This window comes from Pseudarthrobacter sp. PvP090, from assembly GCF_040547365.1.
In the GTDB taxonomy this organism is placed as follows: Bacteria; Actinomycetota; Actinomycetes; order Actinomycetales; family Micrococcaceae; genus Arthrobacter.
The window spans coordinates 399,246-410,893 of record NZ_JBEPPO010000001.1 but is presented as its reverse complement, the minus strand read 5'-3'; the positions used below and the strand labels follow the sequence as shown (position 1 = coordinate 410,893).

Genomic DNA, 11,648 nt, shown 5'->3' with positions numbered 1-11,648 from the left:
GCCGGGCTCGGAAGCGGATCCGCCTACACGCTCAGCATCCTCAGCGCCAGCGGCACCAGCCTCTACAGTTTCAACCTCAGCGGCGCCGCCGCTGATGGAAGCTGGCTCGCCGGCCAGGGCACGTTCCTGCCCGCGGGCCGTGCCTACATCAAAATTTACGGCTACAGCGGCAACGCAAGCTGGGGCAAGACCTACACTCTGAACACCGCGCTGAGCGCGGGGACCGTCGAACTCGAATCCAACGGCACCACCGCAAGCGCAACAGTGGTGCCGTTGGGCACCACTATTTCCGGTTCGGCGCTGAGCGCCAGTTCGTCCGACACCGATTACTACGCCGTCGACGTGCCCAAGGCGGGCCGGGTCGGGCTGAACTTCAAGTTCCCTGCCGGGCTCGGAAGCGGATCCACCTACACGCTCAGCATCCTCAGCGCCAGCGGCACCAGCCTCTACAGTTTCAACCTCAGCGGCGCCGCCGCTGATGGAAGCTGGCTCGCCGGCCAACAAATCAACCTCCCAATGGGCCGCGCGTACATCAAAATCTACGGCTACAGCGGCAACGCAAGCTGGGGCAAAACCTACACCCTCAACGCCGGCTGGATTTGGTCCGCAACCCCTGTGCCAGGCATCTCCGGGACTCCCCAGGTGGGTCGGACCTTGACAGCGGTAACCGGGACCTGGTCGCCCACGCCGGATGTTCTGCGTTTCCAGTGGTTCCGCTCCGGAACGGCCATCATCGGGGCAACCATGAACACCTACACGCTGCTTGCCGCCGACTACGGCAAGACCATCACTCTGAAAGTAAGCGGGAGCAAGGCCGGGTACCCCACGACGGTCAAGGCCTCCACGGCGACCGCGTCCGTGATGGCCGGCGCCCTGGCTGCGGCGACCCCAGTCATCGCCGGCACAAGCAAGGTGGGATCAATCCTGACAGCCAACCCTGGAACATGGGGGCCAAGCCCGGTAGCCCTTAGTTACACGTGGTACCGCTCTGGAGTTCTCATTTCAGGCGCCAACTCCAACAGCTACAAACTCACTACGGCAGACGCCGGAAAAGCAATCACTGTCCGCGTGACAGGGACGAAGACTGCCTACGCCACTGTGGTGAAGACGTCCGCCGCGACTCTGCCTGTCAGCATTGGGTAGGCACCGCATTCGACAGCCGGCCGCGCCGGCACCGCGGACCGGGCCCCTCAGTTCCCATTCTGCAGCCCGTTCGCGGCGATGTACTCGCCCAGGGTCCCGGAGCCCAGTGCGGCGGCAACGGCGGCGGTGGCGGCGGGGTCCTGCAGGATGATGGACTGGCCGTCCCGGCTGAATGCCGCGCCGGCGGTGGGGAGGGTGAAGAACAGGGCGTTGCCTGGGGCAGTGCCGCGCAGGCTGAATGCGAGCTGTTCCAGCGTCTTCACCGTCAGTCCCGGGGTCACCGTGACGTGGGGGAGGACGGTCTGCACCAGCTGCTTCACGGTGTTGCGGTCCGTCAGCCCGCCCTCGGCGGCCATCTTGGCCATCACGGCCTTGAGGAAGGTCTGCTGGTTCCGGACCCGCTGGTAGTCGCCGTCGGCGAAGGCGTGGCGCTCCCGGACAAACGCCAGCGCCTGCAGCCCGTTGAGCCGGTTCACCCCCGCGGGGAAATACACGAAGTCGTCGACGGTCCCCTGAAAGGGCTGCGTGATGTTCACGTCCACCCCGCCGAGCGCGTCGGTCAGGGCGGCGAAACCCTCGAAGTCCGCCATCACTGTGTGGTTGATGGGCTGGCCCAGCAGGGCCTCCACGGTCTGCGTCATGAGGGGCACCCCGCCCAGCTCCAGCCCGGCGTTGACCTTGGCCGCGCCGTAGCCGGGAATGTCCACCCACAGGTCGCGCATTAGCGAGATGCCGTAGATGCTCTGCCGGTCCGCCGGGAGGTGGAGGAGGACCAGGGCGTCGCCGCGCTGGTCCGACGTCGCGCCGGCGGCTGCCTCGCCGCGGGCATTCACCCGGCTGTCGCTGCCCACCAGCAGGATGTTGAGCGCCACGGGCAGAGGATCCGGGGTGGGGGTCGGCGTGGGCTCAGGGGTGGGGGCGGGTGATGACTCCGCCGGGGCGGAGGTTTGCGCCGGGGCCGCCGTTTCGGTGCGCGGCCGGCTCAGCAGGAACGCGGCGGCGGCCACGGCGAGAACCACCAGCCCGGCGATGATGGCGATGGCAATGGTGCGACGGCGGTGCCCTCCGCCCGTTGCCGCGGCTGGGCCTGCGGCTGCATCTGCTGGTTCCGGCGACGTTCCCATGGCCGGACACTACCACCGCGCTCCGTCAAATAGTGATGGCGGCGCAGGCGTGCATGCGTCAGCTGTGCCGGCGGGCGAACCTCAGGATCGCGAGGATGGCCGGGGCCAGCTCGTCCTCCATCTGGTCGTACAGCTCCTGGCCGCGCCGGTAGGGGTCCACCACGTCGTTGTCTGCGGCGTCCGGGGCCAGCGCCAGGTGCCGCACGGACGCCGCACGGGCGGGGAGTTCCCGCCAAAAACCAGGAAGGTCGACGGCGGCGGGCGGCGCGTCGCGCTGTTCCAGGACCTGCAGCATCCGGGCAAATTCACGGATGGTGAAGGTCCGCTTCAGCAGCGAGGCATCCATCTGCATCACGGCGCCGCGGTGCTTGGCGGTCATCGCCAGCACCAGGTCGGACTCCCTCAGGATCTTCGGCGTCAGCAGCCGGGCCGCAAAGCCGTCCGGGGTCCCGCCGTAGGTCCTGATGATGTCGGCCGAGGGCGGCTGGATGGGATCGCCCACCATGGCCCGCGTGCCGGCGCTGCGCACCACAAAGGCACCGGGCCGTACCTGGTCCAGCCCGGCCTGCAGCAGGCGTTCGGCCACCGGAGAGCGGCAGATGTTGCCGGTGCAGACCGTCAGGATCCGAACGGGGCGGTGCGCTTCCAAGGTTTTCCCAACTTCCATTAGCGAGACTCGTGCCGGTGGCGTGGTTTTCGAGTCTAGCCGCGCCGGGCACGACCCTATCGATTCTGGGAGATAGGGCCGACTTCTGTCGTTCTTGAAAATAAAGCATCTTGATATTGAAGATTCACGCTTTTCTGCGTACAGTCGTCAAAGAACGCCGAAACGCTCGGCTGGAGCTGGCCCGACTGGGGGTTCTCCGCAGCATTAGAACTTGGGGTAAAAGATGTCGGAGATCAAGAGCCTGGCCGCACCGAAAGCCAGTTTCGACCGCCGTGCCGTTGTCAAGGGCGCAGCTTGGAGCGTTCCCGTTATCGCGGCAGCTATTGCAGCGCCGGCCGCTTCGGCGTCGCACACGGGGACGCCGACCGCGGCTTTCGACATCCTCACTACAGGTCTGTCGTACGCCGCAACGGTAATTGGTGCGCCAATTCGGAACGGATCGGCACCTTCGGGCATCATCATAGGTTCCGTCGAGGAGGTCGCAGTTAACGACAAGGTCCAGGTCAAGATCGACATAACTGCCAAGCAGCGGACCCTCAAGCAGCCTGCCGTCCGAGTAATCGGAGTTACGCCGGGCGCCGGGGTAGTTGTCACCTCCGCTTTGTTCAATAGCAACGGATTTGATTCGTCAACAACCTTTACCTATGGGGGAGGTATGGACCACTCCGATTTCCGTACGTTCAAGTTCTCGTACGACCACAACGGAAAGAAGAACGAGGCTGTCGGGGGCGACTACAATATGAAGATGACGGTCACCTTCCCGAATAGGGCCCCATTCGTTGTGGCATCACAACAGCTGGCTTCAATCGTCTAACGGCATCTAGGTGCCCAATTTCCCGCACGAATGACCAGTATTGGTCGAATGTCAAATGCCACGCGCTGGGATACTGTGGGAGTCCTGTCGTGGAAATAGTGGAGTGCGTTGATTCCTGATATGGGATTCCGAAATGGCTGACCCCGCAGCAGTGCGTGCTTTCGACGCCGACTCATTCTCGGCCAATGTATCTTCGATGGGTCAAATGGAGGCCCCCAGTGTGCTGAGCCTAGACGTATTGGGAATCAACTTCACCGTTCGTTGGGGTGGAACCGTATCCAGTGGTGAGCGACGATCAATGGCTACGGCGTGGAGCCGCTGTATCGGTGATCTCAGTGCAGCTGTCGCTGTGCAGGATATGCCTGGCACTGCAAGTCAACCCTTTACGGCGTCTATCTACTTCGACTCAAGGCGTTCCGGTGCGGGAGTGAGGAATCTTGCTTCGGATAGCTTCGAGGGCTTGGCTGAGGCCGTAACCTCGGAAGTCACCGTCGCTGCCATCCTCGAACGCGCTGGCCAACTAACCATGCTCCATGCCTGCGGCGTTGCAGATTCCAATGGCGCAGTGATTGCCCTGGTGGCGAAGTCCGGGACTGGCAAAACCACGGCCTCCGCGCAGCTTGCCCGGACCTTTGGCTATATAACTGACGAAACGGTCGCGATCCGGGCTGATGGGACCGTTTTCCCGTATCCCAAGCCGCTGTCAGTTAAGCAGGCTACTCCCGGCGCCGCCAAGCTGCAGGTGGGTCCGGACGAGTTGGGCCTGCGAGTCGCGCCGGACAATCCCCGCATCGCGGCCATAGCTTTGCTCGACAGGGTTGCCGGTGGGGACTATCAACTGCCCGCCCTCGAACCGGTCCCGCTGGTGGAGGCAGTCCTGGCGCTTATTCCGGACACGTCCTCCCAGGCTGCCGTGGTCCAGCCGCTTCAGTCCCTCTGTCGGCTAATCGACAGTGTGGGTGGAGTGTTCCGTGTCAGCTATTCGGAAGCGGCTGACTTGAAGGACAGCCTGGCGCCGCTGTTCTTGACGGAGTCGCTGAACCCGGCGGAGGCCGGCAGAGAATGGTCACCCGCCCTGGCGGAATCGGAAGCGAAGACTGAATTCGAACCAATTCCCGCAGGCTGGCTGCAACGGACCGAAGTCGTTGACGCCGTGGAGATCGGCGATGATCTGCTGGTCCTCACCGCAACCGAGCTCACCCGGCTCAGTGGCATCGGGCCTATCATTTGGCAGTCCGCCCAGCGTCCCGTCTCGATAGAGACGTTGGAGGGCAGGATCGAGGCCCTGCATGGGCTGCCTGACGGCTATGAAACGCTGCTGGATGCGGCCGTGGACGGCCTCGTGGACCAGGGATTGCTCCTGCGCGGTTAATATGCGCACCAACGCGGTCACCGTACCGTACAGTAAATTTTCGTGTGGGTCGTTGGGGCCAGGCACGGGGGAGAGGACCTAAGCGTGACTGGTTTTGAGACGGCCGACAACAATGGGCAAGCACCGGCGGGGCTCGCGCTAGAGGACTACCTGCGAATCGCCCGGGCCCGCTGGAAGGGAATCCTGGCATTCACCCTGGCGCTGACCGTGCTCGCCTTCTGCTGGACCCTCCTGCAGCCAAAGATCTACGCCGCACAATCCACCGGGATTGTGGTGGCAGGCGGCTCGGATAACCTCAGCCTGTCGCTCATGAGCGAGAACCTGGCCCAGACCAAAGCCACCAAGTACGAGTCGGTGGCCAAGTCCCGGCTCGTGGCCGAGCGTGTCGTCACGGAGCTTGGCCTCACCACATCGCCGGATGCCCTGCTGGGGTCCATCACCGTGACCGTGCCGAAGGAAAGCGCCCAGCTTGCCGTCACCGCTACGTCCACTGACCCCGCAGTGGCCCAACGGATAGCGGAGGCCTGGGTCCGGGGGCTGGCCGAACAGGTCAAGGAGCTGGAAAGCCTCCCGGCGGTGGAAGGTTCGGACGTTGTCCCCGTTCCGGTCATCCGCGTGGTTCCGCTTGGCGAGGCAACCCTGCCCACCGCGCCGACATCCCCTAACGTCAAACTGGCGCTGGCCATCGGAGCGCTGGCCGGCCTGGCACTCGGACTGCTCTACGCAATGCTCCGCCACCGCCTGGACCGCCGGCTCAGCAGCGCCACGGCGATCGAACGCCGCTTCGGGGTGCCGGTGCTCGGCACGCTCCCGGTGGACCACCGCCTGGACGGGAAAAGCACCGTGCTGGACGACGGGTTCAGCCCGGTCGCGTCCGAAGGTTCACATGCCATCACCGAGGCCCTGCGGGAGCTCCGGACCAACCTCCAGTACGTCGACGTCGACAATCCCCCGCGGATCATCGTGGTGACCAGTTCCGTTCCGGCCGAAGGCAAGTCGACGGTGACGGCCAACCTGGCCGTCACCATGGCTGCCGCCGGCGAGAATGTTGTCGTCGTCGACGGCGATCTGCGCCGCCCCACCCTGGTGGATGTCTTCAACCTCATCCCCGGAGTCGGGGTCACCGACGTCCTGAGCGGCCACGCCGAGCTGGAAGACGTGCTGCAGGAATGGAGCGCGATGCCCAACCTGCGCGTGCTCGGATCCGGCCGGATCCCGCCGAACCCCAGCGAGCTGCTGGGATCGCACGCCATGAAGACCCTGCTCAAAACGCTCGCCCAGGACGCCATTGTTCTGGTGGACGCTCCGCCGCTGCTCCCCGTCACGGACGCCGCCGTCCTCACGCGCATCGCCGACGGTGCAATCGTTGTCATCCGGTCGGGGAAGACCACCGACGAGGAGCTGGGCAAGTCGCTCGGGAACCTCAACCGGGTGAACGGCAACGTCCTCGGCACCATCCTCAACCGCGTGGCCACCACCGGCGCAGGTTCTTACCGGTACTACACCGCATACCAATCACACGAGCCGGAGCCGCAGCCCGTGCGCTAACAATGAAACTATCCCCTCGGAGCAGCCGCTCCGAGGGGATTTTCGCTTGCCCGGGAAGTCAGCCCACCCCGCCAGCGCGGTTCAGAGGCCAGAACCTGCCCGCCACCTGGCCGACGACAGCCGGGGCCGGGATCGTCCTGATGCAGTCGGCCGGTTCAGCGGCAGGCGTGCGGCAGGCGATGGCGGAATCCACTGAGTTGGAGCGGTGGTCGCCCAGCACCACCAGTTCGCCCTCCGGCACGGTAAAGGACGGAACACATCGGAGGGACCGGGGACTGGTCTGGCAGTTGAGGGTGCCCGGCACAAACGGCAGATCCTCGAAGACGTAAGGTTCGTCGAGGGGCAGGCCGTCGACCCGCAGTTTGCCATCGTCCCCGCAGCAACTGATGGTCTGGCCGCCGGTGGCCACCACCCGCTTCACCAGGAACTGTTCGTTGGAGGGGCCGATCCCGGTCACGTCGCCGAAGGAACGGGCCAGCCCGGCGACCCCGCCGCTGCGTGGCATCGCGGATTCGGACTGCCAGCTGTCCGGCCGGGTGAACACCACGATGTCGCCGGGATGTGGTTCCGAGCCGGCGTAGGCAACCCGGTTCACCAGGATTCTGTCACCGCCGGCCGCGGAACCCTGCAGCGTCGGCTCCATCGAGCCGGACGGTATCCGGTAGGCCTTCACCAGGAACCCCTGGACCAGGGACACGGCCACCAGGGCGATCAGCATGTTCAGGACCACGGAGGCCCAGAGGGGGAGCTTCTTGCCGGCACGGGTCTTCACGAGTTCAAGCTACCACCGGCCATCCGCACCTGCGGGCAGCAGATGGCCCCGGTGCTTGACGCATCTCCCGCCTTCCGCATATCCTGAACGAACGGTCGGTAATTATTTATCGGAAATGCATAGGAGCAACCATGGCATCGCAGACCCTGCAGTCAGTGCCCGGAGAGCCAACAGCGGCACGGCACGAACAGAGCCTTGAAGATGTGGCCCGGCGTGACGCTGAAGGCCAGGCATACTTCGACAAAGTCATGGCGGATGACTCGCGCATCGAACCCCGCGACTGGATGCCCCCGGCATACCGCAAGACCCTGCTGCGCCAGATCTCCCAGCACGCGCACTCGGAGATCATCGGCATGCAGCCGGAAGCCAACTGGATCTCCCGCGCCCCCAGCCTTAAGCGCAAGGCCATCCTGATGGCCAAGGTCCAGGACGAGGCCGGCCACGGCCTGTACCTCTACTCCGCCGCCGAGACCCTCGGCCAGCCGCGCGACCAGATGATGCAGGACCTGATGGACGGCAAGGCCAAGTACTCCTCGATCTTCAACTACCCTGCCCGCACCTGGGCGGACATGGGTGCCATCGGCTGGATGGTCGACGGCGCCGCTATCGCTAACCAGGTGCCGCTCTGCCGCGCCTCCTTCGGCCCCTACGGCCGCGCCATGGTCCGCGTCTGCAAGGAGGAATCCTTCCACCAGCGCCAGGGCTTCGAGATCCTGCTGGAACTCTCCCACGGCACGCCGGAGCAGAAGCAGATGGCCCAGGACGCGGTGAACCGCTGGTACGCCCCGGCCCTGATGATGTTCGGCCCACCGGATGACGATTCTCCCAACTCCAAGCAGTCCATGGCCTGGAACATCAAGCGCTTCAGCAACGACGAACTGCGCAACCGCTTCGTCGGCATGATGATGGAGCAGGTCAAGGTCCTGGAGCTCACCCTCCCGGACAAGGACATCCGCTTCAACGAGGAAACCAAGAAATGGGAGCACGGCCCGCTGGACTGGGATGAGTTCCACGAAGTCCTCGCCGGCCGCGGCCCCTGCAACACCCAGCGCCTGGAACGGCGCCGCGAAGCACACCACAACGGCACCTGGGTCCGCGAAGCCGCCGCCGCCTACGCGGAAAAACAGAGCCGCAAGCAAGCAGAGAAGGAATCCGCAGCATGACCACCCCCGAACCGCACGCAGGAAACGTCTGGCCCATCTGGGAAGTCTTCGTCCGCTCCAGCCGCGGCCTGTCCCACGTCCACGCCGGCTCCCTGCACGCGCCGGACGCCGCCATGGCCCTGCGCAACGCCCGTGACCTCTACACCCGCCGCAACGAAGGCGTGTCCATCTGGGTTGTCCCGGCTGACGCCATCGCCTCGAGCGATCCGGACGCCAAGGGCGCGTTCTTCGAGTCGCCCCAAGGCAAGGACTACCGGCACGCAACGTACTACACCAAGAGCGAGGGCGTGAAGCACCTGTGAGCACCACACCCGAAACCGGCGGCCACGGCGACATCTCCGTCGGCGTCAAGGGATCCAGCGGCAGCGGCGAGGCCACGGCCAGCGCCACCCGCATCACGCCCGGCAACGCCCTCCGCCCCGAGGACATCGCCCTGGCCGTGAGCCGCGGCACCGCCAAGCCGAGCGAGGACGTCGCCGAGTTCGCCCTGCGCCTGGGCGATGACGCCCTGGTCCTCGCCCAACGTCTGGGCCACTGGATCTCCCGCGCTCCGGAGCTGGAGGAGGACATTGCCCTCGGCAACATCGCGCTGGACCAGCTGGGCCACGCCCGCTCCTTCCTCAGCTACGCCGGCGGTCTCGACGGCCGGAGCGAGGACGACCTCGCGTACTTCCGCCGCGAGCCCGAGTTCCGTTCCGTGGAGATCTTCGAACTCCCGAACGGCGACTTTGCCGTCACCATCGCCCGCCAGTTCGTGGTCAGCTACTACCAGTTCGAGCTCTACCGCCGGCTGACGCAGTCCACCGACCCAACCCTGGCCGGCATCGCCGCCAAGGCCGTCAAGGAAGTGGACTACCACCGCGACCACAGCGCCCAGTGGGTGCTGCGCCTGGCCCAGGGCACGGACGAGTCCCGCGAGAAGATGATCCACGCCTTCAAGGTCATCTGGCCCTACGTGGACGAGCTGTTCCGCGACGACGAGCTCACCGCCCGCCTCAGCGCGAGCGGCGCCGCCGTCGAGCCGTCCAGCCTGCGCGCCGACTTCGACCGCCTCATCGGCGAGGTCCTCGCCGCGGCCGAACTGGAGGTCCCCAAGGTCCAGCCCGCCCCCGGCGGCGGACGCAGGGGTCTGCACTCCGAACACCTCGGATACCTCCTCGCCGAAATGCAGGTGCTCGCCCGCGAGTACCCCGGAGCCAGCTGGTAACCACCATGGACATGTACGTCAGCCACCCCACGGCCGCGGACGGCCGCCCGGCGGAGCAGCAGACCCCCGAGCAGAAGGCCTGGGACCTCGCGGCCACCGTCTGCGACCCGGAAATCCCGGTCCTCACCATCGAGGACCTTGGGATCCTGCGCAACGTCCAGCTTTACGACGACGGCGGCATGGTCCCCGCGGTGCAGGTCACCATCACGCCGACGTACTCCGGGTGCCCGGCCATGGACGCCATCCGTGACGACCTCAAGGCGGCCTTCAACCGCGAGGGCTACCCCAGCGTCAACGTTCAAATGGTCCTCTCCCCGGCGTGGACCACCGACTGGATGAGCGAGTCCGGCAAGGCCAAGCTGCAGGAATACGGCATCGCGCCGCCCAGCGGCCACTCGGCCGCCGTGCGTCACGCCGGGCCGGTCCGCCTGTCCCTCGCCGTCAAGTGCCCGCAGTGTTCATCGCTGAACACCAAGGAACTCACCCGCTTCGGTTCCACGTCCTGCAAGGCGCTGTACGTCTGCCAGGACTGCAAGGAACCGTTCGACTACTTCAAAGTTTTGTAAGGAACAGGTGCCCCCATGACTGTTGTCCGCCAGACCGCCGCTGAAACGGCTGCAGCCACCGGCCGCCGCCGCGCGTCCTTCCACCCGCTCACCGTGGATGAGGTGCGCCGGCTCACCGATGACGCGATCGAGGTGACGTTCGGCGTTCCGGCCGAGCTCGCCGGCCAGTTCGACTACCTCCCGGGGCAGTACGTCGCCCTGCGCACCACCCTGCCGGACGAGACGGGCGAGCCGAAGGAAATCCGGCGCAGCTACTCCATCTGCGCCGAACCGCGGAGCTTCGCGGACGGCAGCAGCGAGATCCGGGTCGCGATCAAGAAGGACCTGGGCGGGCAGTTCTCCACCTGGGCAAACGCCGACCTCAAGGCCGGCGACGTCCTGGACGTCATGAGCCCGATGGGCGCGTTCGTGTCCAAGCACGGCCGGGACGGCAAAGAGCAGAACCTGATGAACTCGATGAACCATCCGGAAGAGCTGGCGGGGGAGCCCGGCTCCTTCGTTGCGATCGCTGCCGGGTCCGGCATCACCCCGGTCATCGCGATTGCCCGCACGCTGCTCGCGGCGCACCCGGAGACCCGCTTCGACCTCGTCTACGCCAACAAGGCCGCCATGGACGTGATGTTCCTCGAGGAACTCGCCGACCTGAAGGACAAGTACCCGGCCCGGCTCGCCCTGCACCATGTGCTGTCCCGCGAACAGCGGATCGCGCCGCTGCTCAGCGGACGGATCGACGCGGAGAAGCTGCAGGCCCTGCTGGGGACCGCCATCCACGCCGACGACGTCGACGAGTGGTTCCTGTGCGGCCCCTTCGAGCTCGTCCAGCTGTGCCGTGACACCCTGGCCGAGCGCGGCGTCAACCCGGACCACATCCGCTTCGAACTGTTCACCACCGGCAAGCCGGACCGCCCCGAAGGCAACGCCGGCCGTCCCGTGATTGTGGACGAGTCCCAGGCCACCTACAAGATCACCTTCAAGCTGGACGGCCTCCAGGGCGAGGTGGCCAGCCCCACGCACGCCCGCGAATCCATCCTGAACGCGGCCCTGCGCGTCCGCCCGGACGTGCCGTTCGCCTGTGCCGGCGGCGTCTGCGGCACCTGCCGCGCCAAGGTGGTCACCGGTGCCGTCACCATGGACGAGAACTACGCGCTGGAACAGGACGAGCTGGACAAGGGCTACGTGCTCACCTGCCAGTCCCACCCCACCACACCGGAAGTCACCGTCGACTTCGACGTCTAAGCAGTCCACCCGCTTCCCGCCCGACCCCAGGAGCCC

11 protein-coding genes and 1 pseudogene are annotated in these 11,648 nt (G+C 65.9%); 9 read left to right on the top strand and 3 right to left on the bottom strand.

Translation table 11 applies throughout. The annotated features are described in order from the left end of the window. Positions 1-1,143: pseudogene (locus tag ABIC21_RS01980) on the top strand (hypothetical protein); the annotation flags it as partial. Between the two features lie 47 nt (positions 1,144-1,190). Here ABIC21_RS01980 and ABIC21_RS01975 read toward each other — a convergent pair. Next, on the bottom strand, positions 1,191-2,267 hold the full coding sequence (locus ABIC21_RS01975; protein WP_354348736.1) for an LCP family protein: 1,077 nt from the start codon (positions 2,265-2,267) through the stop codon (positions 1,191-1,193). 58 nt (positions 2,268-2,325) lie between these two features. Beyond that, positions 2,326-2,934, bottom strand: a complete 609-nt coding sequence (locus ABIC21_RS01970) for an arsenate reductase/protein-tyrosine-phosphatase family protein (protein WP_502935942.1) — start codon at positions 2,932-2,934, stop codon at positions 2,326-2,328. A gap of 223 nt (positions 2,935-3,157) precedes the next feature. On the opposite strand from ABIC21_RS01970, the gene ABIC21_RS01965 reads away from it, so the two are divergent. The 3 genes from ABIC21_RS01965 (at position 3,158) to ABIC21_RS01955 (ending at position 6,668) form a co-directional block, all read left to right on the top strand. Then, positions 3,158-3,748, top strand: a complete 591-nt coding sequence (locus tag ABIC21_RS01965) for a hypothetical protein (RefSeq protein WP_354348735.1) — start codon at positions 3,158-3,160, stop codon at positions 3,746-3,748. A gap of 460 nt (positions 3,749-4,208) precedes the next feature. Next, positions 4,209-5,120 (top strand): hypothetical protein, encoded by a 912-nt coding sequence (locus ABIC21_RS01960; RefSeq protein WP_354348734.1) that lies wholly within the window; start codon positions 4,209-4,211, stop codon positions 5,118-5,120. 84 nt (positions 5,121-5,204) lie between these two features. Further along, positions 5,205-6,668 (top strand): tyrosine-protein kinase domain-containing protein, encoded by a 1,464-nt coding sequence (locus ABIC21_RS01955; RefSeq protein WP_354348733.1) that lies wholly within the window; start codon positions 5,205-5,207, stop codon positions 6,666-6,668. Positions 6,669-6,726: 58 nt separating this feature from the next. Here ABIC21_RS01955 and lepB read toward each other — a convergent pair whose 3' ends face one another. Further along, complete coding sequence (gene lepB / locus ABIC21_RS01950) at positions 6,727-7,440, bottom strand: signal peptidase I (protein ID WP_354348732.1); 714 nt, start codon at positions 7,438-7,440, stop codon at positions 6,727-6,729. 131 nt (positions 7,441-7,571) lie between these two features. Between lepB and paaA the strand changes: the two genes are divergently transcribed. Genes paaA through paaE form a run of 5 tightly spaced genes read left to right on the top strand, consistent with a single transcriptional unit; the run spans position 7,572 to position 11,612 of the window. Further along, positions 7,572-8,603 carry a 1,2-phenylacetyl-CoA epoxidase subunit PaaA gene (gene paaA, locus ABIC21_RS01945; RefSeq protein WP_354348731.1) on the top strand — a complete coding sequence of 344 codons (1,032 nt, stop codon included), beginning with the start codon at positions 7,572-7,574 and terminating at the stop codon, positions 8,601-8,603. Further along, positions 8,600-8,905, top strand: coding sequence for a 1,2-phenylacetyl-CoA epoxidase subunit PaaB (paaB, locus tag ABIC21_RS01940; RefSeq protein WP_091251167.1), 306 nt, complete (start codon positions 8,600-8,602; stop codon positions 8,903-8,905). The genes paaA and paaB overlap by 4 nt, the downstream gene beginning before the upstream one ends. Next, positions 8,902-9,810: a 1,2-phenylacetyl-CoA epoxidase subunit PaaC gene (paaC, locus tag ABIC21_RS01935; protein ID WP_354348730.1), complete on the top strand. Its 909-nt coding sequence runs from the start codon at positions 8,902-8,904 to the stop codon at positions 9,808-9,810. Before paaB ends, paaC begins: the two co-directional genes overlap by 4 nt. A gap of 11 nt (positions 9,811-9,821) precedes the next feature. Beyond that, positions 9,822-10,376: a 1,2-phenylacetyl-CoA epoxidase subunit PaaD gene (paaD, locus tag ABIC21_RS01930; RefSeq protein ID WP_354348753.1), complete on the top strand. Its 555-nt coding sequence runs from the start codon at positions 9,822-9,824 to the stop codon at positions 10,374-10,376. A 15-nt stretch (positions 10,377-10,391) separates the two neighbouring features. Next, positions 10,392-11,612, top strand: coding sequence for a 1,2-phenylacetyl-CoA epoxidase subunit PaaE (paaE, locus tag ABIC21_RS01925; RefSeq protein ID WP_354348729.1), 1,221 nt, complete (start codon positions 10,392-10,394; stop codon positions 11,610-11,612). Positions 11,613-11,648: the final 36 nt, after the last annotated feature.

Excerpts from the sequence above, each read along its gene's own strand:
- ABIC21_RS01975 (WP_354348736.1), bottom strand. The coding sequence starts at position 2,267 with ATGGGAACGTCGCCGGAACCAGCAGATGCAGCCGCAGGCCCAGCCGCG.
- ABIC21_RS01970 (WP_502935942.1), bottom strand. The coding sequence starts at position 2,934 with ATGGAAGTTGGGAAAACCTTGGAAGCGCACCGCCCCGTTCGGATCCTG.
- ABIC21_RS01965 (WP_354348735.1), top strand. The coding sequence starts at position 3,158 with ATGTCGGAGATCAAGAGCCTGGCCGCACCGAAAGCCAGTTTCGACCGC.
- paaA (WP_354348731.1), top strand. The coding sequence starts at position 7,572 with ATGGCATCGCAGACCCTGCAGTCAGTGCCCGGAGAGCCAACAGCGGCA.
- paaB (WP_091251167.1), top strand. The coding sequence starts at position 8,600 with ATGACCACCCCCGAACCGCACGCAGGAAACGTCTGGCCCATCTGGGAA.
- paaD (WP_354348753.1), top strand. The coding sequence starts at position 9,822 with ATGTACGTCAGCCACCCCACGGCCGCGGACGGCCGCCCGGCGGAGCAG.
- paaE (WP_354348729.1), top strand. The coding sequence starts at position 10,392 with ATGACTGTTGTCCGCCAGACCGCCGCTGAAACGGCTGCAGCCACCGGC.